Consider the following 20,842-nt stretch of genomic DNA (forward strand, 5'->3'; position numbering starts at 1 on the left):
AAGGTGAACGAGCAGGGCGCGGTCATGATATCCAGGTTCCCCGCATAGCGCGGCAGGAAGTCCCCCAACCCGGCGACCTCCATGTAAATGCTGACCTTGTTGCCATCGAATACCGGGCCGTTCTTCAGGGTGTAGCCGGGCACGTACTTCTGCACCTCCGCCACCATGTCGTGGACCGACTGGGTGATCGCGGCCTGGTCGGGTTCATCCAGGGTCAGGCAGTGGATGGTGTCGCGCATGATCAGGGGCGGCTCTGCCGGGTTGATGACGATGATCGCCTTGCCTTTCTGGGCGCCGCCGATCAGCTCCACGCCCCGGGCGGTAGTGCGGGTGAATTCGTCGATGTTCTTGCGGGTGCCGGGGCCCACGGACTTGGAGCTCACGGTAGCCACGATCTCGCCGTAGATGACGGTCTGTACCCGGCTCACGGCCGCCACCATGGGGATGGTGGCCTGGCCACCGCAGGTCACCATGTTGACGTTCATGGCTTTAGCAGCCACGGCGTCGTGCAGGTTCACCGGCGGGATGCAGAACGGGCCGATGGCGGCGGGGGTGAGGTCGATCATGACCGCGCCCTGCTCGTTCACCTTGCGGCTGTTGTCCGCGTGCACATAGGCGGAGGTGGCGTCGAAGCAGATCTGGATGTTGTCCTCGCGCATGTGCGGCACCATACCATCCACGCCGTCGCAGGTGGTCTTGATGCCCATGTCCGTCGCCCGGGCCAGGCCCGGCGAGTCGGGGTCGACACCCACCATCCACACGGGCTCGACCAGTTCGCTGCGCATCGCCTTCATCAACAGGTCGGTGCCGATATTGCCGGGGCCGATGATGGCCGCCCTGATTTTCTTGCTCATGTCTGCGTTTCCGTTGTCTTGAATGGGTGGCCGCTGCGGGACTTAGACAAACCGGCAGCTGCAGCCGCCAATGCCGCCGATTTCCAGGCGCATCTCGTCTCCCGCCACGACCGGGATCAGCGGTGCCAGGGAGCCCGAGAGGATCACTTCGCCGGCCTTGAAGGGAATCCCGAATTCCCCCAGGGTGTTGGCCAGCCAGGCCACGGCGGTCAGGGGATTGCCCTGCACGGCGCTGCCCAGTCCCTCGGAATGATACTCGCCGTTTTTCCAGATGGTCATTTTCAGGTTCGGCAGGTCATGATCCCGCGGGTCCACCGCGTTCTCGCCCAGAACGTAGACGCCGCAGGAGGCATTGTCCGCCACCGTATCCTGGATCTTGATCTCCCAGTTGCGAATGCGTGAATCCACGATTTCGAAGCAGGGCATGATGCTCTCGGTGGCGTCCAGCACATCCTGTTCGGTAACGCCGGGACCCTGCAGATCCTTCTTCAGGCGGAAGGCGATCTCGCCCTCGGCACGGGGCTGGATCAGGTTGCCGGCGACGGGAATGTCGGCGCCGTCCGGATATTCCATGGCGTCGGTGAGAAAGCCGAAGTCAGGCTGGAACACGCCGAGCATGTCCTGTACCGGCTTGCTGGTGACGCCGATCTTCTTGCCCACCACCCGCTCGCCGTCGCGCTCAAGGCGCTGCTGCAGCATCTGCAGGCTGATGTGGTAGGCATCATCAATGCTGATGGCGGGGGCGCGCTCGGTCAGCGGTGCCAGGGTGCGGAATTCGCGCAGGGCACGATAGAGTTCGTCACCATGTAGCGCTATCTGCTGCTTATCCATGCTGCAAAAATTCCAGGCAGCGGCGGTTAAACAGATCCTGGTGCTCCACCATGACCCAGTGGCCACACTCGGAAAGGAGAATAAACTGCAGGTGCCTGACGTTTTTTGCCAGCGCCATGATGCCGCTATCCGGCATCATGCGCTCGTTCATGCCCCAGAAAGCAAGCACCGGACAATCCAGTTCGTGCAGGCGATCAACAACGACTGGAATCTTCATACTGGCCATCACATGCCCGTTCATGATGCCCATGATCTGCATGCGCTCGCTGACCAGCTCATCGGTCGCATGGCGGGGGTCGTACATCAGGCCGGTGGCAAACAGGTCCTTCATCACTTCGTGGGTAACGGGTTCGCCCGAGCCAAACACCTTGAACATCTTCTGCATACCCGGCATCTGCTGGTACTCGTGCATCTCGCTGAGTCCACCGGGAGCCATCAGGATGAGCTTGTCGATCAGCTCGGGATGTGCGAGAGCCAGACCTATCGCCACCACGCCTCCCAGGGAGTTGCCCACCAGGCTGCAGCGACTGACACCAGCTTCATCGAGCGTTTGCTTGATACACTGCACGAAGAAATCCAGAGTGTGGTCGACATCGTCGGGCTTGTCGGAAAAACCATAACCTATGTGATCGGGAACAATGCAGCGAAAGCCCGCCTCTACCAGAGACGGATAGTTGCCTTTGAAGTTGCTGTAGCCACTGGCTCCCGGGCCGGAGCCGTGCAGGAATACCACGACGTCCTCACCGTTCCCCTCGTCCAGGTAGTGAATCCGGTAGCCGTTTGCGCAATCGGCGTACTTGCCTTCCGGCAGCAGTCCTTTGGTTCCCATTGTTATCCCCGTGTTGTCAGTTATCAGACAGCGTAGTCGCGGTTTTCTTCGCCGAACAGCACCGCACCCATGTTGTCGGCGAAGGGTGTCGAATGATTGGCAACGTGAGCCTGGCTGGCGAGTATATCGAGGTGCCGCGCGAGCAAGTCACTGCCAACGCGAATACCGCCGCTGCCGGCGGCCTTGAGCATCTTGCCCGAGAGCTCCAGGCAGCGGTCTGCCACCACGGCTGAATCATAGCGATAACGGACACGGTCCTCGACCGGAATCGGTTCGCCAGCCCGGGTACAGCCCATCATGGCATCAAAGTTGCGCAACATGGTGAGTTTCATTTCCTCAATCGCGGTCTTGACGTCCGCCGCCAGCTGGCGCGCATGAGGATCGGAGCTCATGGGCACCGGGCCCACGCGACGGGTCCTGGCGACCTCGATGAAGTTTTCCAGTGAACCCTGCAGGGCGCCGAGGGTGGCGGTACAGACGGCTCGCACAAACACCTGCATAAAGGGCATTCGGTACAGTGGCGCATCGTTGACAGCGTTACCGGGGTTGTCACAGCGGTAGCCATCCAGCGAGCGATGGGTGCGATGTTCAGGGACAAAGGCGTCCTCGACCACTATATCGTGGCTGCCGGTACCCTGCAGGCCCACCACGTCCCAGTTGTCGACTATCCGGTAGTCGCTGATCGGCACCAGGAAAGTGCGATAATTCATCATGTCAAACGGGGCGTCAGGCGTCGGCACAACGGCGCCGAGGAAGGCCCACTGGCAGTGCTCACTGCCGGAAGAGAAGCTCCAGCGCCCACTCAGGCGGTAACCACCATCCACCGGCGTCACCTTTCCCACCGGCGCGTAGGAAGAGGAAATCAACACGCTGGTATCCTTGTCCCAAACGTCCTGCGCGGCACGGTCGTCAAAAACGGCCAACTGCCAATTGTGCACCGCCACAACGCCCAATACCCAGGCACTGGACATGCAGTGCTTCGCAATTTCGAGACCCACAGAATAGAAGACCTGGGGATCCATGGCATAGCCGCCCCACTGTTCCGGCTGCAGGATTTTGAAAAAGCCGGCTTCCTGGAAGTCGGCGATCGTCTCCGCCGGCACCTTGCGCTCGGCGCGGCAGTGCGCCGCACGCTCCCGCAAAACGGGCCCCATCGCCCGGGCCGCGGCCAGCAGCGCCTCTGCGCGAGGCGAGCCAAGACCATGAGTATTGTCGAGCGTTGCCGCTGTCATTGCCTGTTGCACCGTCATGAGAACCTCCTGCGAACTGTTATTGCTCTTTTACGTGACCGCGTATTAAACGCTGCAAGTGGCGGACAATCATCCTCCATATAGGGTATGAATCCTACTCCACCACTGCATCGCCAAAGGTGGTAGGGGGCCCGAAGAAGGCCCGGTGCGAAGGGGGGTGGCCACCGTCGATATCGGTAACACCGTATGCCTCGCCGAGCTCCGCACCGATACAAACCGTGCCAGTGTGCGCCATGCGTCCGGGATCCGCCCAGAGTGCCGCGATCACCCTGCCACTGAACTCCGGGTGCTCCGCGGTAGCCACCAGGTCGGCGTACTTGTCAGGCTCGGCATCAAACACCTGCCTGGTGCGCTCGGTGAGCAGCAGGCCCATCCACAGGGAAATCACCGCGACCTTGTGGGGCCGGAAGTCGACTGCCATGTCGTGCGCCATCTTGTCGACCGCCGCCTTGCCGGCGCCGTAGGCCGGGCCGTGCATGTAGATCCGCCCGCCAAAGGACGACGTGTTTACCACCAGCCCCTCGCCGTTGGCCAACAACAGCGGCGCCGCATACCAGCTCGCGGTGTAGTGTGAGCGCATCCCGACGTCCCAGATCGCAGTCAGGTCCAGGGGTTTTTCCCAGAATGGCCCGGTCGTGGTGAGTGCATCGTGCAGGCCGGTGGCGTTGTTGACCAGGATATCGAGCCGGCCATGATCTTCCCGCACCCGGGCGAACAGCGCCTCGACCTCCTCGTCACGGCTGTGGTCGCAGCGTACCGGGATCGCAACTCCCCCCGCAGCATCAATTTCCGCCGCAGTTTCGGTCAGGGACCCGGGCAGCGCCGCCTCCCCCGCACGCCAGCTACGGCCGGTGATATACACCGTGGCACCTGCGGCTGCGAGAGCCTTCGCGATCCCCTTGCCCGCGCCGCGACTGGCACCGGTCACTACCGCAATGCATTCCCTGCCCTGTCCCATCCAGTCCTCCCGCTTGCTACTTGGGCTGCTATCGTCGACCATGCTACTGGCAGCAGTGACAGGCGCCAAGCCCGACCCGAAAGCCGTTGACCAATATGTTAGGCCACTCTGGAGAAATTACCCTGCGCGTCCGACTGCCCCTGCTGTTCCTGCTACTGGCCATCGCCTCCGGGGCCAACGGGGACACGAGGCTGCGCTATTCACCGGCAGCGCCGGACTGGCTGCGCGCCATCGGCCAGCTGACGGTGCCCGGCCTCAGGCTGGAGAACGGCCATGTGCGGCACCACACTGAACGCTGCAGCGCCACGCTGGTTGCAGCACCGGGTGCCAGTCATGCCTCGGTGATCGTTTCGGCATGGCACTGTCTGGAGGACTACGAAGACCTGAGCCAGCGGATTGTCTTCACCCTGCTGCCAGCCAGCGGCACGCCGCTGGAGATCGAGGCGGTGCGCTATCGCGATGGCGGCGGCATGGCGGCGGACTGGGCGCTGCTGCGCCTGCGTCAGCGAGTATCCCTGGCACAGGTGCCGGCCTTGCAGTTGCACCCGCATCAGGCCGATCCGGCACTGCCAGTGGTCATGGCGGGGTATTCACGGGATTCGGGGGCCGGGGCCAACGGCGAACAACTGAGCTACGACCCGGCCTGCCGGATAACCGCCGCGGACAACCGCAGCGGCGACAGCGACTGTCGCGCCTACAAGGGCGCCTCGGGCGGAGCAGTGGTCCAGCTGACGGCAGCAGGTGTTCCCCTGCTCAGCGGTGTAATCTCCGAGGGCAACAGCGTTGACTACAGTCGCTTTGTTCCCGTGGCGGCCTTCCGCCAGGGGTTGCCCCCGGAGCTGGTCACAGGGTCAGGCAGCGGTGCTCGCGCGCCGCTGCCACTGCGCTAGGCTACTCCCTTGCCGGCGCGAAGCTGGCGCCCGGGCGGGGGCGCACCCACATGCTGCTCCCCGCGCCGGGCCGCCAATTCCATCTGCTTCTGGCGCTCCGCAAACCGGGCCTTTTGCTCTGCGGTCAGACTGTCGTAGCAGTGTGGGCAACAGACACCCTGCTGATAGCGCGCTGAAGCTTTATCCTCCGAGGTGACGGGGTGGCGGCAACCGTGACACTGGTCATAGCTGCCCTTTTCCAGGCGATGATTGACCGCGACCCGGTTGTCGAACACAAAGCATTCCCCTTCCCAGGCGCTCTCTTCCTCGGGAACCTCCTCCAGGTATTTGAGGATACCTCCCTGCAGGTGATACACCTCCTCGAAACCTTCCTGCAGCATGAACGCAGACGCTTTCTCGCAGCGAATACCACCGGTGCAGAACATGGCTACCTTCCTGTGCCGGGCTGGATCCAGGTTTTCGCGCACATAGCGCGGGAATTCACGGAAAGAAGTGGTCGCGGGATCAATCGCGCCGCGAAACGTACCGATGCCATATTCATAGCGGTTGCGGGTGTCGATCAGCACCACGTCGGGATCACTGACCAGGGCATTCCAGTCCCGCGGTGCAACGTAGGTACCCACCACCTTGTTGGGATCAATGCCATCCACACCCATGGTGACGATCTCCCGCTTCAGCTTTACCTTCATGCGGTAGAAGGGCATCTCGTCGTCCACGGATTCCTTGTGCTCAAGCGCCGCCAGGCGCGGATCGCTGCGGATCCAGGCAAGCACCCTGTCGATCCCTTCGCGGCTGCCGGCAATGGTGCCATTGATACCCTCAGCCGCCAGCAACAGCGTGCCCTTGACCCCGGCGGCGACGCACTCATCCAGCAGTCTTTCTCGCAATTCCCGATAATCGTCCAGGGTTACAAAGCGATACAGGGCGGCAACTACGAAACCGGTCATCAGTCCGCTCCTTGCGCATCTGCCGCGCTGCCGCCCAGGCAATCGGGGGACGCTGGCGCCGCTCCGGCGCGAGCCTGCCACTCGACTGGCGAATAGGTATGCAGCGCGAGCGCGTGCACAGGCCCCTCCAGCTGCGCTGCAAGCAGGCCGTAGATCTTCTGGTGCCGGGCCACCTGACGCTGGCCGCTAAAAACCTCACTCACCACGACCACCCGGAAATGGGTCTCTGAATTCGGCGGCACACTGTGCATGTGACTCTCATTGGCAACCTCCAGATGATCAGGCGCCAGGGCTGCTAGTAGTTGCTCGCGGATCTGTTGCTGGACTGACATAGGGCCTCCCTCGGGGCCGGGGATTATACCCCGAGAGAGCGCACTCAGGGTACCTTGGCTCAGCCTTCCCGACGCCGCCGGCGTCGACTGGCCCGGTATTGACCCGGCGTGTTTCCGCTCCACTTGCGAAACGCGCGATGGAACGCGCTGGGATCGGTAAAACCCAGCTGCAGGGCCACATCCTGGATGGACAGCTCAGGGCGGTCCAGGGCGAGACAGGCGGCCTCGTGGCGAGCCTCGTCCTTGAGAGTCTGGAAGGTCGTACCCTCGCGTCTGAGTTTCCGGCGCAGCGTCGGAGCGGACATGTTCAGCGCCTGGCTGATGGCGTCGAACCCCGGAACTCCCTGCTGGAAATCGTGGCCGAGCATGGCGCGCACCTGGGCCGACAACCTGTTCTTGGCCGAGCGCGCATCAATCAGCAGTAACTGGTAGGGCGCGGTGCGTAGAAATTCGTCCAGCGAGTGCTCGGTATGTACCACCGGCCAGGCCAGGCAGGCCGCGTCGAAATAGAGCAGATCGCGGGCCTGGTTGAAGTACAGCGGCGCCTGGAACAGGTCCCGGTACTTGTCCTCACTGGCCGTCGCGCCACCCTGAAAGTCAACCCGCTGCAGCGGCAGGGGCCTGCCGCACAGCCAACCGAAAAACCGGTGCCACAGGGACAGCCCGTAGACGTCCGCCGCCGCCACTGCCAGCTGCTCCGTTGCGCTTCGATGCAGGTAGCCGACGCGTGCGCTATCGTCGCTGAAATTGGCATAAAGCTGGCTCTGCTCATCAAAAAATGTCCGGTAGAATTCCGCCGCCCGCTGGATTGCGTGGCCGAGGTTTCGACAGGAAATGATGCAGTAGCACATCATCCGGAATGCGCCGGGTGCCGCCAGGTCGCTGCGGGTAACGCCGAAGGTGGCATCCTGCAGCAGGCGCAATACCTGCTGGTAAACCCGGGAGTATTCCATGGCAGTGACCTGGTCCCGATAGCCTGCTGCAGCTTGCTCCCGGGGGTCGAAGTCGAGCCCCGCCGCCGCCAGTACTGCCGCCGGATCGTGCCCACGCTCCTCCACCATGCGCACAAGCGTCCGCACGAACCGGGTGGGCAGTTGTTCAGACATCAGCCGGGGCAACCTCAGCACATTCGAAAGCAGTCATGTTAACAGACAAGCTGCCGACAGATGCTTGGTCAGCCTGCCCGCAGCGCCTATACTGCAAGCAAGGACAGGAACGGGGAAAGGGCATGAGTGAACGCTTCGATGTGCTGTTTGCGGGGCAGTTGCTGGAGGGTTGCGACGCGGCAACTGTTCGCAGCAACCTCGGCCGACTGTTCAAGGCCGATGAAGCCACGCTGGACAAGCTGTTCAGCGGCAAACCCCAGATACTGAAACGCGATGCCGACGAGGCAACAGCGCGCAAATACCAGCAGGCGCTGGAAAACGCCGGGGCCAGGCCCGTACTTCGGCCCTGTGCGGAGGCAGCGCAGGCAGCAACGCCAACCGCAGCTGCCACCGCGCCGCAGGCCGGGCTGACCCTGGCACCGCCGGGCACCGATGTGCTGGGCCCCGGGGAGCGCGCCACCGCGGTTGCGCCCAGCGTCGCTGCGCCCTCCTTCGATGTTGCCGCGACCGGCGAGCACCTGGCGGACCCTGCACCTGCGGCACCACCCCCACCGGACACCAGCCATCTGACGCTGGGAGCGGTCGGCGCGGATATACCCGGCTTGTCAGCTGCGCAGCCAGTGGTGCCGGTCGCCATCAGTGCCCACCTGGCACTGGAGCCCGAGGGAGGCGACCTGAGCGACTGCGCCCCGCCGCCAGCACCGGCCCCGAGCCTGGATCTTTCACGCCTGGAACTTGCCGACGCCGGTGCCGATGTCCTGGAGGAGCAGTACCGCAAACGAGACACGACGACAGCACCGGACACCAGCCGCCTCAGTCTCGAGGACTAGTCTCGGGCAGGTTGACCACGACGCGCAGGCCCGGCTCGTTGTCTTCCAGCGCTATGCTGCCGCGATGATAGTGGACGATGGCCTGCACCAGACTGAGGCCCAGCCCGTGGCCGGGCTGCTCCCCGCGACTGGACTCGACCCGGTAGAAGCGGCGGAATACATTCTTGCGGTCAGCGGGATCGATTCCCGGCCCGGAGTCCGCCACCTGGATCTCAACCGTGTCGCGACGCGCGGCCAGGGTCACGTCGATACAGCCCCCCGCCGGTGTGTACTTGATGGCATTGTCGAGCAGGTTGGCGCACATCTGGAACAGAAGATCGCTGTCGCCAGCGCACTCGACGTTCCCGGCAATCTCCAGCCGCAAGCTGACCTGCTTGTCATTGGCCACTGGCTCATACAGTTCGGCCAGATCCCCCAGCAGTCCCGACAGCGCCACCCTGGCCTGGACCGGGGCGCGACTCCCGGACTCCAGCGCGGATATCCGCAGCAGGGCGTTGAACGATGACAGCAGGCTATCGCAATCCTCGATAATTCGGTCGACCTCATCCTGGCCCGCCGGATCGAGCCGCTGCCGCAGTTGGCTGAGCTGGTTGCGGATCCGGGTCAACGGGGTACGCAGATCGTGGGCAATATTGTCTGAGACGAGCTTCACGCCCTGCATCAGGGAGCCGATCTGGTCCAGCATCAGGTTCATGGCCCGGGCGAGTTCTCGCGGGTAGCCCTTCTTGCCCTCAATCGACAAGCGCTCCGATAGATTGCCGCGAATGATGCCCGACAGTTCGCTGTTGAGCCGCTCAAAGCGGTGCAGGGTCGTGGCGGCACTGAAGAAACCACCCACGATACCCAACAGCAGTGTTGCGATCATCGCCCGAAACAGGGTAACCAGAACGAGTCCGCCGCTGGCCACCGCATCAGCGTAGTTGCGTGCCACCAGGGCGGCGTAACCGTCTCCCAGCGACTCCCGGCGGGCGAGAAAATCCACATCCACGGTTTCGCCCCAGTTAAGCAGCGCCAGCTGGAATCCCAGCCAGCCGCCGGAAAATTCGCGATAGCGCGGGGTCCGCGCCAGATCCCCCGCCACTTTGGTGCCTTCCGCGTCGAGGATCAGGTAGCTGTAACGGCCGATCGTAGGCAGGTTGCGCTGGTCTGCAAGATACTGCTCCACCCCTTCCATGCCCTGGCCGTTATAGACCAGCTGCAGCGCTTCCAGCTCATCGAGAATGGAGGAGCGCAGCTCGGTGAAGTAGCCGTAGCTGAAATATGCGTAGAGCACGGCCAACAGCAGGAACACCGTGGCGCTGAGTGCGGTGACGTACTTGACGATGTAGCGAAAGGTGAGGCTGTTGAGGACATCCAGAATGCGCACGGCGTTCAGCCCGCGCCGAGGCAGTCGCCCGCGCCGCGCACCGTTGCCAGCAGCGGTGGGGAAAAATCGCGATCTATTTTCTGCCGCAGTCGGGATATGTGCACATCGATGACGTTGGTCTGCGGGTCGAAGTGATAGCCCCAGACATGCTCAAGCAACATGGCCCGGGTTACCACCTGGCCCGCGTTGCGCATCAGGTACTCCAGCAGCCTGAACTCGCGGGGCTGCAGGTTGACGACCTCGCCTCGCCGTCGCACCTCCTGACTCAACAGGTCCATTTCCAGGTCGGCCACCTGGAGACGTGTGGGCACCTCGGAACCGGACTGGCTGCCGCGACGGGACAGGATTTCCAGCCGCGCCAGCAACTCCGCCATGGCAAAGGGCTTGACCAGATAGTCATCCGCACCGCAATGCAGGCCCTGGACCCGGTCGTCAACATCCCCCAGCGCGCTCAGGATCAGCACCGGGGTATCGATTGCCTCCTGTCGCAGACTGGCCAGAAGCGCCAGCCCATCAAGGCGGGGCAGCATCCGGTCTACAACCAGTACATCGTGGTTATTATCCCTGGCGGCGGCCAGGCCACTCTCGCCATCTGCGCAATGAGTGCACTCGTGACCCACCCGCGCCAGTTCCGAGACAATGAAGTCCGCGACGGTACGATCATCCTCCACCAACAGCACTTTCATCGCGCAGAACCCGCTATTATCATGCCCGGCAATTTAGCACTGGCCGGGGCCCGGGGACAATTTACAATCCGGTAATGCGCGGAGCCCCCCGCCTGGACTGGATGTGCCCGCACCAAACGGCGGCGGGATCGCCGATGCCTGAACCAGATTGTGGAGAAATTGATGCCAGACACCCCCGAACTGCCCCCACCCTCGCTGCTGCGTCGGCTGGCGGCGATGGTCTATGACACGCTGCTGGTAATCCCGTTTATCGGCGTCACCATTGCCGCAGCTACAGCGCTGGAGATGTGGCTGCAGGGCGCCGGGAGTACCGAGTACCACCAGATGCACCCGCAACTGGTGCAGGCGCTGAGCCTGGCCTGCGTCACCGTATTCTTCACCGCCTTCTGGCGCAAGGGTGGCCAGACCCTGGGCATGCAGGCCTGGCGGGTAAAGCTGGTGGATAGCAACGGTGATATCCCCGGCGTCGGACGCTGCGTGTTGCGCTGCCTGGCAGCGCTGGTGTCACTGGCTCCCGCGGGCCTCGGCTACTGGTGGTGTTTGGTGGACAAGCGCGGACGCTACTGGCACGACCACCTGAGCGGCACGCATCTGCTACTGTTACCCAAACCACCCGGGAAACAGGCAGACGCCAGCTAGCGGGTTCTCGCCAGCAGCGCCAGCCCGGCGACGATACACAACAGCACGGGGACCAGAGCGGCGTAAAGGGGTGAAAAACCAAACACCAGGCTGGCGGGACCCAACAGGTCCTGGCTGATCTGGAACACCACGCCCACCAACACCCCTATAAATATCCGCAAACCCATGGTGCCATCCCGCAGCGGCCCGAAGACAAAGGCAATGGCCACCAGTACCAGGCCGGCAATCGACACCGGCTGCAGCAGCTTGCGCCACAGGGCAAGCTCGAAGTCGTCCGAGTCCAGTCCCTGCTGCTGCAGATAGCGACTGTAGCGGTACAGATCCAGCAACGGCAGGCGCTCCGGCGACACCACCTCCATAACCAGTAACTGCGGCGTAATGCCGGTATCCCAGCGCAGGGTCTCATGCCGTGTCTGGGTGGTCTCCCAGCTACTGAAGTCGGTCTTCACCGCCTGCTCCAGCTGCCAGTAATCACCGGCATGAACTGCGCGCTGGGCGCGCAGGGCTGATTGCAGCCGGCGCTGGTCATCGAACTGCAACAGGGTGATGCCGTGCACCACGGCCTCGCTCTCCATGGCATTGAAATGAAGGAAGGAGTTGCCCTCGCGGTTCCATATCCCGTAGCGCCCGGCTACGCCCTCGCCCGGGTTCTGTGCCATGGCCCGGCGGCTTTGGGCCAGCTGCTCCGCCTGTGGAGCCACATACTCGCCCAGCAGAAAACCCGCCAGCGCTACCACCAGTGCGGACTTCATCACGATCACCACCAGCCGGGCGATCGAGACCCCGGCGCCGCGCATAATGATCAGCTCGCTGGCGCTGGCCAACTGCCCGAGGCCCACCAGGCAACCGATCAGGGCTGCGAACGGCATGTACTCATAGAGGCGACCGGGAATGGTAAAAAGAATGTAGACCAGAATCTCACCGAAACCATAGCTGTCGCTGACATCGCCGGATTCGTCGATAAAGGCGGAGACCACATCGACCCCGACTATCACCAGCAGCACGAGGAAAATTGCCGCAAAAACGGTGCGGCCGATATAGCGATCAAGCAGCCGCATGCGAGCCCTCCCGCCGCCGCTGGCGCCACAGGCGGCCGACGATGACCTTGCCATAGAGCAGCCACAACGCCAGCAGCAGATACAACAGGTGTACCCGCCATAGCACCAGCGGCCCGGCGCCCGCCTCCATTGCCGCCCGGGCATTGGTGAGCAACACCAGATAGATCAGGTAGAGGGCGAAGGCAGGAGCCATTTTGATGTAGCGGCCACGCCGGTGGTCGGTACGACTGAGGCACAGTGCGATAATCGCCACAATGGGCACGGTGACCGGCAGGGACAGACGCCAGTGCAGGGCGGCGACATCCTCCGGCGCCGACGCTGCCAGCAGGGATGCGGTAGACCGGCCATCCACCCGGGGGACGCTGCGAATACCGCCCTCGGGCTCCGGGATGCGCTCGCCGAAAATCTCGAACTCCACTACCCGGTAATCGCGATGGCCGGGCAGCCCCTGGTACCGATAGCCGTTGCGCAGCTCCAGGTAGCGAGCCCCGGTCCCGGCATCCAGGACGATTTCCCCTTCGGCGGCCACAGTCACAACCAGCTGTGGCGTACCGTCAGCGGAGACAGTCTGTTGCGACAGGAATACACCTCGCATGACCCCGGAATCGGGGGCGATTGTCTCCGCGTAGCTGACCAGGTCGCTGCCGCTGCGATTCTGGAAGCGGCCCGCCGCCAGGGTTTGCAACCCCTGGGACTTCTCCGGGTCATCCAGCAGGGCGGAGGAGCGGGCGGCGCCCATGGGCGTTACCACCAGGCTGAGTACGGCCACCAGGATCATAATCAGCAGCGCAGGTGCCAGGGTATAGGCTGCCACCCGCGAGGGGCTTACCCCGCAGGCCGAAAGAACGACCATCTCGCTCTCAACGTAGAGTCTGCCGTAGGCCATCAGGATGCCGATAAACAAGCCCAGCGGCAGGATCAATTCTAGAAAACCCGGTAGACGATAAAACATTACCGGCAACAGTATGTCGCCGGCCAGATTACCCACCGCCGCCTCGGCCAGGTACTTGACGAAGCGGCCGCTGAAAATAATCACCAGCAGCGTAAAGCTGACCGCCACCGTATGCAGCAGGACATCGCGTGTAAGATATGCGAGGATTTTCATGCGGACCCGGATCACAGCGCCGGATATCGCCCCGGAGAAGAACGACACCAGCTGTTCAGTTTCATCGCCCGTCATCATACACTAGCGCCCTGACACCCGCCCACGAAAACTCACAGGTACATCCGATGAACAAACCGACTTTCACCGCAAGAGCCTTCGCGGACATTGCCAAGGCCAAAACCCAGTGCGCCATCGTGCCGGTATACGGCAGCCAGCTGTCACCGACCGCAAAGGCGCTGGACAGCGCCGGCAATGGCGCCCTCGCCGCCGCGCTCAAGCTCGGGGATTTCAAGGGCAAGACCGGACAGACCCTCATGCTGCCGGGTATCGGCGGCGCCGCGCGGGTGCTGCTGCTGGGCTGCGGAGAGCAGGCAAAATTCGACCAGGCCGCTGCCCGGGAAACGCTCCAGGGGCTGAACAACGCCCTCGGCGCCAGCAGCGCGACGGACGCCCTGTTCCACGCCGGCGACCTGGCCTCTGCCAAGGTCGAGCCGGACTGGCTGTTCGAGTTGCTCGCCCGGGGGCTGGTGAGCAGTGCCTACCGCTACTCTGCAACCGTATCCAAGCCCAAGGATCCCCTGGCCCTGAAGAAAATGCTGGTCAACCCCGGCGAGTCGCTCGCCACGAGCAAGGCACAGGACGCGCTGAATACCGGCGCCGCTGTCGGCAATGGGATCAATTACGCTCGGGAACTGGGCAACCTGCCCGGCAACATCTGCACTCCGACCTACCTGGCCAGGGAGGCCGGCAAACTGGCTCGCGGCAATGGCAAGGTCCGTACCCAGGTGCTGGAGGAGAAAAAGATGCGCGAGCTGGGCATGGGCTCGCTGCTGTCGGTCTCCGCCGGCAGCGACGAACCCGCCAAGCTGATTGTCATTGAATACAAGGGCGGCAAGTCCGGCCAGGCCCCCCAGGTACTGGTCGGCAAGGGTATCACCTTCGACTCTGGCGGTATCTCCCTCAAGCCGGGCGCCAAGATGGACGAAATGAAGTACGACATGTGCGGTGCCGCCAGCGTGCTCGGGACACTGCAGGCAGTGATCGACATGGCTCTGCCGCTCAACGTTACCGGCATCATTGCAGCCGCCGAGAACATGCCCAGCGGTCGCGCCACCAAGCCAGGTGACGTGGTTACCAGCATGGCGGGCAAGACCATCGAGATCCTGAATACGGATGCCGAGGGCCGGCTGGTGCTATGCGATGCCCTGAGCTACGCCAGCGGCTTCAAGCCGGCGGCCGTGATCGATATCGCCACCCTCACCGGCGCCTGCGTCATCGCCCTGGGCTCCCACGCTTCCGCTGTCTACGCCAACAACGAAGAGCTCGCGGCTGGACTGCTCGCCGCCGGCGAGGTCACCCATGACCGCGGCTGGCGCATGCCCCTGTGGGACGACTATCGCAAGCAGCTGAACAGCAACTTTGCCGACATCGCGAACATCGGCGGCCCCGAGGCCGGCAGCGTCACCGCCGCCTGCTTCCTGTCTCACTTTACCGAAGACTACCCCTGGGCCCACCTGGATATCGCCGGCTCGGCCTGGAACAGCTCTCCCAAGGGGGCAACCGGCCGCCCGGTGGCCATGCTCGCCCGCTACCTGCAGGACCGCGTCGCGCCCGACGCCAGCAGTGGCAAGGTAAAGCAGGGCAAAAACCTGCCGAAGAAGGCCGGGCCACGCAAGGCCGGGCCGCGCAAGGCAGCCGCACGGAAGGCGGCCCCGCGCGGCGCTTCCAGCTGACATGACCCGGGTTGGGTTCTACGTGGTGCAGGCCGCGGACCAGGGCCGGCGCCTGCAGGTGGCCGCCCGGCTGGCCGACAAGGCCTTCCAGCGCGGCCATCGCATTTTCATCAACGCCCAGGATGAATCCCAGGCCCGGGCCCTGGACACCTTGCTGTGGGAGTTCCGCCCCGGCAGCTTCCTGCCCCACGGCCTTCCCGGGGAGCCCGGTTCCGAGCTCGTCGCGATAGGCTGGGGCCAGGAGCCGGAGGACCACGATGACCTGCTGATCAACCTGCAGCGGGTGATTCCGGCGTTTTTCAGCCGTTTCCACCGGGTCGCGGAAGTGGTGACCCAGGACCCGGAGAGCCTGGAGGCATCGCGTGCCTCCTGGCGCTTCTATCAATCCCGCGGCTACGCGTTGGAAAAGCACGACCTCAGCGGCGTATAATCCCGCCCTTTTTGCAGCCGGACATCACTGACGATGGACAAGACCTTCCAACCCGCCAACATCGAAACCCGCTGGTACGAGCACTGGGAGCAGCAGGGTTATTTCCGGCCCCAGGGCGGGGAACACAACTACAGCATCATGATCCCGCCGCCCAATGTAACGGGCAGCCTGCATATGGGGCACGCGTTCCAGGACACCATCATGGATGCCCTGATTCGCTACCACCGGATGCTGGGGGACAACACCCTGTGGCAGGTCGGCTCCGACCACGCCGGCATCGCAACCCTGATGGTCGTGGAAAGGCAATTGGCGGCGGAAGGCAAGAATCGCCACGACCTGGGCCGCGATGAATTTATCGCCAGGGTCTGGGAATGGAAAGCCCGTTCCGGTGGCACCATCACCAACCAGCTGCGCCGCCTGGCGGCCTCCGTGGACTGGTCCCGGGAACGTTTCACCATGGACGAGGGCCTCTCCAACGCCGTCCGGGAAGTGTTTGTCCGGCTCTATGATGAAGGCCTGATCTACCGCGGCAAGCGGCTGGTGAACTGGGACCCGGTGTTCAACACGGCCATTTCCGACCTCGAGGTGTTGAACGAGGAGGAACAGGGCTCGCTCTGGCATCTGCGCTATCCCATTGAGGGCGAGGATGGTTTCCTGGTGGTTGCCACCACCCGGCCAGAAACCGTGCTCGGCGACACCGCGGTAGCCGTGCACCCGGAGGACGAGCGCTACCGCCATCTTGTCGGCAAGCAGCTGCGCCTGCCCATCACCGGGCGCCTGATCCCCATCATCGCCGATGACTATGTGGACCGGGAATTTGGCTCAGGCTGCGTGAAGATCACACCGGCCCACGATTTCAATGACTACGAGGTCGGCAAACGCCACAACCTGCCGCTGATCAACGTACTTGATCGCAATGGCTGCGTGCTCGGCGAATTCACCGTGCTGACCTTCGAGGGCTACGCAACGGTCCACGGCGAGAAAGGACCGGAGCAATACGCCGGCCAGGACCGCTTTGCTGCGCGCAAGCAGCTCGTCGCCGAGTTTGAGCAACTGGGGCTGCTGGAGAAGGTCGAACCACACACATTGAAGGTACCCCGCGGCGACCGCTCCGGGGCCGTGATAGAACCCTGGCTGACCGACCAGTGGTACGTCAAGGTGGAAGACCTCGCCAAGCCGGCCATTGCCGCCGTCGAGGACGGTCGCATCCAGTTCGTGCCGAAGCAGTACGAGAACATGTATTTTTCCTGGATGCGCGACCTCCAGGACTGGTGCATCAGCCGCCAGCTGTGGTGGGGACACCGGATCCCTGCCTGGTACGACAGTCACGGCACGGTCTACGTTGGTCGTGACGAGGCGGAAGTGCGAGCCCGATACAAGCTCGACGCCGGCACCAGCCTGCAGCAGGATGAGGATGTGCTGGACACCTGGTTCAGCTCCGCGCTGTGGACTTTCTCAACCCTGGGCTGGCCGGAAACTACGGAAGACCTGCAGCTCTTCCACCCGAGCAGCGCGCTGGTGACCGGTTTCGACATTATCTTTTTCTGGGTCGCGCGCATGATCATGATGACCATGCACTTCCTCAAGCACCCGGATGGCAGCCCCCAGGTGCCCTTCCACACCGTGTATGTCCACGGCCTGGTGCGGGATTCCCAGGGCCAGAAAATGTCCAAGTCCAAGGGCAACGTCCTGGACCCCATCGACCTGATTGATGGCATAGAGCTTGAGCCCCTGGTAGAGAAGCGCACCGCCGGCATGATGCAGCCTCAGCTGGGGCAGAAGATCGCCAAACAGACCCGGGATGAGTTCCCGGACGGCATCGCCGCCTACGGCACCGACGCCCTGCGCTTCACGTTTTGCTCTCTCGCATCCACCGGCCGCGACATCAAGTTCGATATCGGCCGCATCGACGGCTACCGCAATTTCTGCAACAAGATCTGGAACGCCGCGCGCTATGTGCTGATGAACTGTGAAGACCAGGACTGCGGCAGCGACGGTACACAGCCTGTAAGCCTCAGCCTGGCTGATCGCTGGATCGTCTCACGTCTGCAGCAGACCGCGCGGGAAGTCGAGCGCGCCATCAGCCAGTACCGCTTCGATCTGGCCAGCCAGGCGCTCTACGAGTTTATCTGGAACGAATACTGTGATTGGTACCTGGAGTTGTCCAAGCCCGTGCTGTGGGACGAAACCGCCGCACCCGAACTGCAGCGTGGCACACGCCGCACCCTGATCACGGTGCTCGAGACGTCACTGCGCCTGCTGCATCCCTTCATGCCCTTTATCACTGAAGAGATCTGGCAGCGCGCGGCACCGCTTGCGGGGATCGAGGGCCCAACCATCATGCTGCAGCCTTATCCGCAGGGAGACGAGTCTGCCGTGGACACTGCCGCAAACGCAGATATAGAATGGCTCAAGAATGTAATCATCGGCGTGCGCAACATCCGCGGAGAAATGAACGTGCCGCCGGGTCGTTCACTGGCCCTGCTCTGTCGCAATGGTGGTGACAGCGATGCCAGGCGACTGCAGGACAACGCCGCCTTCCTGAAGAAACTGGCCAGGCTGGAGAGCATTGAATGGGTGGCCCCCGGGGCTGCAACCCCGGTCGCCGCCACTGCACTGGTGGGCGAACTTGAATTGCTGGTGCCCATGGCGGGACTTATTGACCGGGACAGCGAACTTGCCCGGCTGGGGAAAGAGGTCGAGAAACTGGAAAAAGAGCAGGCGCGACTCCAGGGCAAGCTGGGCAACGCCGGTTTTGTCGACAAGGCGCCCGCGGAGGTCGTTGCCAGGGAACGGGAAAAACTGGCCGCACAGGAGCAGGCGCTGGACAAACTGCGGCTACAGGTTGAATACATCTCGCAGCTATGATTCCAGTGGCCAGGCAAACAGGTTTCAGAACCCCGCGGCAGTACCGCCCTGGGGGATAATAAAAAGCAGCAGGCTTCACCGAGGAAAGCGGTATGAGTGAACGTGTGAGCGGCACGGTAAAATGGTTCAATAACGCCAAGGGGTTTGGCTTTATTACCCGGGAGGAAAGCAGCGATGATGTTTTCGTGCACTTTCGCTCCATCCAGGGAGATGGTTATCGCACCCTGAACGAGGGTCAGGCCGTTGAATTCAGCCTGATCGAGGGCCCCAAGGGCCTGCAGGCCGAGGACGTGCTCAAACTGTAACGCGGCAGTTCGCGGCAGCAGCAGGCGAGCCGCCCTCTGCCCGCACTGCCGCTGCCAGGCCAGCGTGTTCGTCGTGCCGTTCAGGCGGGGCTCCTGCTCGCGCCGCGTTTCGGCATTTGTCCTGACCGGGCAAACCCGCCACAGCACTGATCCCAACCAGACATGAGGACAACAATGCAGTTCAGCGCCAGATTCATCATCAGTATCGTTATCGCCGCCGCGGTTTCCACCATTGCCACCTACCTCCAGGGAGGCCAGTTCCCTGACCTTGCCTTGCTGGCCATGTTCAGCGTTGCCACGCTTGCCACCGCTGTTGCCGTCAGTTTCATACCCGCTGAGACAGGCAACAGCGCGAGCCCGAAAGAGTCCGGGAGCAAGGCGGGCAAGGCGCCCGGATCACACCGCGAGGCCGGCCGGGAACAGGGTACGGTGAAATGGTTCAACTCGGCGAAGGGGTTTGGTTTCATCACCCGGGATGACGGCGAGGAGATCTTCGTCCACTTCCGCGCGATTCGCGGCGAGGGCCGCCGCAGCCTGCAGGACGGCCAACGGGTGGCTTTCCACACCGCAAGCAGCAACAAGGGACCGCAGGCCGAAGATGTGGAAGTCCTGGACCAGGCGAGCTGAAGTGAAGGCCGGCGGGAAAAAACCCGTTACCACTGAGCGCAGATTCCGCGGCATGATCATGCCCACCGCGTCCCACCCGGCCATCCGTCGGGTTCGGCGCCAGGGCCTGCAGCCCAGTATCCATGGCAATAAACTGTGGAAATCCAGTTGCCTGCTACTCGACTATCTCGGCAAACACACACCCGAGCATCACGATCGGGTATTGGATGTAGGCTGCGGCTGGGGCATTGCCGGATTGTGGTGTGCGGCCCGGCTGGGAGCCGAAGTGACGTCCATGGATGCCGACCCGGATGTTTTTCCCTACCTGGATGCGGTCGCCGCGCTGAACGGCGTCCGCAGCCGGCATCTCGTGAAACGCTTCGAGCAGCTGACTACCCGTGAGCTGGCGCAATACGACCTGCTGATCGCCGCCGACATCTGTTTCTGGGACGACATGGTCAAGCCGGTTACCAACCTGGTGAACCGCGCGGTCAAAGCGGGGGTAAAACACATTGTCATTGCCGATCCGGAGCGCTCCACCTTCCTTGAAATGGCGCAGATCTGTGTTGATCGGCATTATGCGGAACTGCTGCCATGGCGCTGCCGGGGCAGCGTCCAGGCCCGCGGTGCGCTCATGGTGATCGAAAACGCCTGATGGTGTCCGGATCCAGATAGCGGTAGTTGCGCTCAACGCCAGCTGTCGCCACCGCTGCCCCGCCCTCGAATCGCGGCCGAAACCGGGTCGCCAGCAGGCCCCTGTAAAGCCGCATGGCGAAGCCTTTCTGGCCTTCTTCCAGCGCTGTGGTTTCGACATCCCGCGGGCGCCCCGATGCACTGACGGTAAAGCGCGCGACAACGGGCACACCGCCCTCCCCGGGGTCCCGGGAAAAAGTGCCGTTGTCAGGCAATTCGACCGGGCTGCCAAACCAATCCTGCAGCAGTGACTCCTGACCTGTCACCTGCAAATGCCCGACCACCTCCCGATAATTGTCGGCGGCGCGGCTACGCAAGCCGTTCCACTGATACCAGTCTGCCTGTGCCAGCAGCGCCTGCACCCGCAGCGGTCCAGCCTGCGCGTCGGGCAGGCTCGCAAAGCCGGATAGCAACTCACCGCCGCGAGCCACGGCCGTGCGCTGAACGGTCAGCAGGCGCTGCTCATGGATATCCAGGTCCTGGACAGGCTCACTGCGGAAAGCGGACGCGGAGGTGAACCCGCGCG

General features: G+C 63.2%; 21 protein-coding genes and 1 pseudogene. 9 read left to right on the forward strand and 13 right to left on the reverse strand.

The features are described 5' to 3' along the window. The 5 genes from RJQ10_RS13785 to RJQ10_RS13805 form a co-directional block, all read right to left on the reverse strand. Positions 1 to 854, reverse strand: an 854-nt coding sequence (locus RJQ10_RS13785) for an acetaldehyde dehydrogenase (acetylating) (RefSeq protein ID WP_350147566.1), incomplete at its 3' end; no start/stop codon positions are given. Between the two features lie 42 nt (positions 855 to 896). Next, positions 897 to 1,685, reverse strand: a complete 789-nt coding sequence (locus tag RJQ10_RS13790) for a fumarylacetoacetate hydrolase family protein (protein WP_350147568.1) — start codon at positions 1,683 to 1,685, stop codon at positions 897 to 899. Further along, positions 1,678 to 2,514 carry an alpha/beta fold hydrolase gene (locus RJQ10_RS13795; RefSeq protein WP_350147570.1) on the reverse strand — a complete coding sequence of 279 codons (837 nt, stop codon included), beginning with the start codon at positions 2,512 to 2,514 and terminating at the stop codon, positions 1,678 to 1,680. Before RJQ10_RS13795 ends, RJQ10_RS13790 begins: the two co-directional genes overlap by 8 nt. A gap of 23 nt (positions 2,515 to 2,537) precedes the next feature. Beyond that, on the reverse strand, positions 2,538 to 3,764 hold the full coding sequence (locus RJQ10_RS13800; protein WP_350147572.1) for an acyl-CoA dehydrogenase family protein: 1,227 nt from the start codon (positions 3,762 to 3,764) through the stop codon (positions 2,538 to 2,540). A gap of 94 nt (positions 3,765 to 3,858) precedes the next feature. Then, on the reverse strand, positions 3,859 to 4,722 hold the full coding sequence (locus RJQ10_RS13805; protein ID WP_350147574.1) for an SDR family NAD(P)-dependent oxidoreductase: 864 nt from the start codon (positions 4,720 to 4,722) through the stop codon (positions 3,859 to 3,861). A 95-nt stretch (positions 4,723 to 4,817) separates the two neighbouring features. On the opposite strand from RJQ10_RS13805, the gene RJQ10_RS13810 reads away from it, so the two are divergent. Further along, the gene (locus tag RJQ10_RS13810; RefSeq protein ID WP_350147601.1) at positions 4,818 to 5,612 is read left to right on the forward strand and encodes a trypsin-like serine peptidase; all 795 of its coding nucleotides are present in this window, start codon (positions 4,818 to 4,820) and stop codon (positions 5,610 to 5,612) included. On the opposite strand, the gene trhO is transcribed toward RJQ10_RS13810, so the two are convergent. Genes trhO through RJQ10_RS13825 form a run of 3 tightly spaced genes read right to left on the reverse strand, consistent with a single transcriptional unit; the run spans position 5,609 to position 7,997 of the window. Then, a complete protein-coding gene (gene trhO, locus RJQ10_RS13815; protein ID WP_350147576.1) occupies positions 5,609 to 6,559 on the reverse strand; it encodes an oxygen-dependent tRNA uridine(34) hydroxylase TrhO in 951 nt (316 codons plus the stop codon). The two genes, RJQ10_RS13810 and trhO, sit on opposite strands and share 4 nt — an antisense overlap. Further along, positions 6,559 to 6,891 (reverse strand): BolA family protein, encoded by a 333-nt coding sequence (locus tag RJQ10_RS13820; protein WP_350147578.1) that lies wholly within the window; start codon positions 6,889 to 6,891, stop codon positions 6,559 to 6,561. Before RJQ10_RS13820 ends, trhO begins: the two co-directional genes overlap by 1 nt. 59 nt (positions 6,892 to 6,950) lie before the next feature. Then, positions 6,951 to 7,997, reverse strand: coding sequence for an AraC family transcriptional regulator (locus RJQ10_RS13825; RefSeq protein WP_350147579.1), 1,047 nt, complete (start codon positions 7,995 to 7,997; stop codon positions 6,951 to 6,953). Positions 7,998 to 8,119: 122 nt separating this feature from the next. Between RJQ10_RS13825 and RJQ10_RS13830 the strand changes: the two genes are divergently transcribed. Next, positions 8,120 to 8,827 (forward strand): hypothetical protein, encoded by a 708-nt coding sequence (locus RJQ10_RS13830; protein WP_350147581.1) that lies wholly within the window; start codon positions 8,120 to 8,122, stop codon positions 8,825 to 8,827. Here the strand turns inward: RJQ10_RS13830 and RJQ10_RS13835 are convergent. Together RJQ10_RS13835 and RJQ10_RS13840 are read right to left on the reverse strand one after the other, a co-directional pair. Further along, positions 8,811 to 10,193 (reverse strand): sensor histidine kinase, encoded by a 1,383-nt coding sequence (locus tag RJQ10_RS13835; RefSeq protein WP_350147582.1) that lies wholly within the window; start codon positions 10,191 to 10,193, stop codon positions 8,811 to 8,813. The genes RJQ10_RS13830 and RJQ10_RS13835 overlap by 17 nt on opposite strands. A gap of 5 nt (positions 10,194 to 10,198) precedes the next feature. After that, a complete protein-coding gene (locus tag RJQ10_RS13840; RefSeq protein ID WP_350147584.1) occupies positions 10,199 to 10,879 on the reverse strand; it encodes a response regulator transcription factor in 681 nt (226 codons plus the stop codon). Positions 10,880 to 11,041: 162 nt separating this feature from the next. On the opposite strand from RJQ10_RS13840, the gene RJQ10_RS13845 reads away from it, so the two are divergent. Beyond that, a complete protein-coding gene (locus RJQ10_RS13845; RefSeq protein ID WP_350147586.1) occupies positions 11,042 to 11,518 on the forward strand; it encodes an RDD family protein in 477 nt (158 codons plus the stop codon). Here RJQ10_RS13845 and lptG read toward each other — a convergent pair. Together lptG and lptF are read right to left on the reverse strand one after the other, a co-directional pair. After that, positions 11,515 to 12,576, reverse strand: coding sequence for an LPS export ABC transporter permease LptG (lptG, locus tag RJQ10_RS13850; protein WP_350147588.1), 1,062 nt, complete (start codon positions 12,574 to 12,576; stop codon positions 11,515 to 11,517). The genes RJQ10_RS13845 and lptG overlap by 4 nt on opposite strands. After that, on the reverse strand, positions 12,563 to 13,759 hold the full coding sequence (lptF, locus tag RJQ10_RS13855) for an LPS export ABC transporter permease LptF (RefSeq protein ID WP_350147590.1): 1,197 nt from the start codon (positions 13,757 to 13,759) through the stop codon (positions 12,563 to 12,565). Before lptF ends, lptG begins: the two co-directional genes overlap by 14 nt. A gap of 47 nt (positions 13,760 to 13,806) precedes the next feature. On the opposite strand from lptF, the gene RJQ10_RS13860 reads away from it, so the two are divergent. The 6 genes from RJQ10_RS13860 to RJQ10_RS13885 all read left to right on the forward strand — a co-directional run bounded on the left by RJQ10_RS13860 (position 13,807) and on the right by RJQ10_RS13885 (position 20,278). Then, complete coding sequence (locus RJQ10_RS13860; protein ID WP_350147592.1) at positions 13,807 to 15,414, forward strand: leucyl aminopeptidase; 1,608 nt, start codon at positions 13,807 to 13,809, stop codon at positions 15,412 to 15,414. 1 nt (position 15,415) lies between these two features. Continuing rightward, positions 15,416 to 15,844, forward strand: a complete 429-nt coding sequence (locus tag RJQ10_RS13865; protein ID WP_350147594.1) for a DNA polymerase III subunit chi — start codon at positions 15,416 to 15,418, stop codon at positions 15,842 to 15,844. A 33-nt stretch (positions 15,845 to 15,877) separates the two neighbouring features. Continuing rightward, a complete protein-coding gene (locus RJQ10_RS13870; RefSeq protein WP_350147596.1) occupies positions 15,878 to 18,712 on the forward strand; it encodes a valine--tRNA ligase in 2,835 nt (944 codons plus the stop codon). Between the two features lie 92 nt (positions 18,713 to 18,804). Then, entirely contained in the window at positions 18,805 to 19,017 is a 213-nt protein-coding gene (locus tag RJQ10_RS13875; protein ID WP_350147598.1) for a cold-shock protein, read from the forward strand. A gap of 429 nt (positions 19,018 to 19,446) precedes the next feature. After that, complete coding sequence (locus tag RJQ10_RS13880) at positions 19,447 to 19,644, forward strand: cold-shock protein (RefSeq protein ID WP_350147603.1); 198 nt, start codon at positions 19,447 to 19,449, stop codon at positions 19,642 to 19,644. Between the two features lie 52 nt (positions 19,645 to 19,696). Further along, positions 19,697 to 20,278 carry a class I SAM-dependent methyltransferase gene (locus RJQ10_RS13885; protein ID WP_350147599.1) on the forward strand — a complete coding sequence of 194 codons (582 nt, stop codon included), beginning with the start codon at positions 19,697 to 19,699 and terminating at the stop codon, positions 20,276 to 20,278. Here RJQ10_RS13885 and RJQ10_RS13890 read toward each other — a convergent pair. Then, a pseudogene (locus tag RJQ10_RS13890) lies at positions 20,256 to 20,842 on the reverse strand (hypothetical protein); the annotation flags it as partial. The gene RJQ10_RS13885 and the pseudogene RJQ10_RS13890 overlap by 23 nt on opposite strands.

The organism is Haliea sp. (assembly GCF_040222615.1).
Taxonomy (GTDB): Bacteria; Pseudomonadota; Gammaproteobacteria; order Pseudomonadales; family Halieaceae; genus Haliea.

Coding starts and splice junctions, on each gene's coding strand:
- RJQ10_RS13825 (WP_350147579.1), bottom strand. CDS start 7,997: ATGTCTGAACAACTGCCCACCCGGTTCGTGCGGACGCTTGTGCGCATG.
- RJQ10_RS13860 (WP_350147592.1), top strand. CDS start 13,807: ATGAACAAACCGACTTTCACCGCAAGAGCCTTCGCGGACATTGCCAAG.
- RJQ10_RS13885 (WP_350147599.1), top strand. CDS start 19,697: ATGATCATGCCCACCGCGTCCCACCCGGCCATCCGTCGGGTTCGGCGC.
- trhO (WP_350147576.1), bottom strand. CDS start 6,559: ATGACCGGTTTCGTAGTTGCCGCCCTGTATCGCTTTGTAACCCTGGAC.
- RJQ10_RS13865 (WP_350147594.1), top strand. CDS start 15,416: ATGACCCGGGTTGGGTTCTACGTGGTGCAGGCCGCGGACCAGGGCCGG.
- RJQ10_RS13790 (WP_350147568.1), bottom strand. CDS start 1,685: ATGGATAAGCAGCAGATAGCGCTACATGGTGACGAACTCTATCGTGCC.
- RJQ10_RS13840 (WP_350147584.1), bottom strand. CDS start 10,879: ATGAAAGTGCTGTTGGTGGAGGATGATCGTACCGTCGCGGACTTCATT.
- RJQ10_RS13805 (WP_350147574.1), bottom strand. CDS start 4,722: ATGGGACAGGGCAGGGAATGCATTGCGGTAGTGACCGGTGCCAGTCGC.
- RJQ10_RS13875 (WP_350147598.1), top strand. CDS start 18,805: ATGAGTGAACGTGTGAGCGGCACGGTAAAATGGTTCAATAACGCCAAG.
- RJQ10_RS13810 (WP_350147601.1), top strand. CDS start 4,818: ATGTTAGGCCACTCTGGAGAAATTACCCTGCGCGTCCGACTGCCCCTG.
- RJQ10_RS13820 (WP_350147578.1), bottom strand. CDS start 6,891: ATGTCAGTCCAGCAACAGATCCGCGAGCAACTACTAGCAGCCCTGGCG.
- RJQ10_RS13795 (WP_350147570.1), bottom strand. CDS start 2,514: ATGGGAACCAAAGGACTGCTGCCGGAAGGCAAGTACGCCGATTGCGCA.
- RJQ10_RS13845 (WP_350147586.1), top strand. CDS start 11,042: ATGCCAGACACCCCCGAACTGCCCCCACCCTCGCTGCTGCGTCGGCTG.
- RJQ10_RS13800 (WP_350147572.1), bottom strand. CDS start 3,764: ATGACGGTGCAACAGGCAATGACAGCGGCAACGCTCGACAATACTCAT.
- lptF (WP_350147590.1), bottom strand. CDS start 13,759: ATGATGACGGGCGATGAAACTGAACAGCTGGTGTCGTTCTTCTCCGGG.
- RJQ10_RS13830 (WP_350147581.1), top strand. CDS start 8,120: ATGAGTGAACGCTTCGATGTGCTGTTTGCGGGGCAGTTGCTGGAGGGT.
- lptG (WP_350147588.1), bottom strand. CDS start 12,576: ATGCGGCTGCTTGATCGCTATATCGGCCGCACCGTTTTTGCGGCAATT.
- RJQ10_RS13870 (WP_350147596.1), top strand. CDS start 15,878: ATGGACAAGACCTTCCAACCCGCCAACATCGAAACCCGCTGGTACGAG.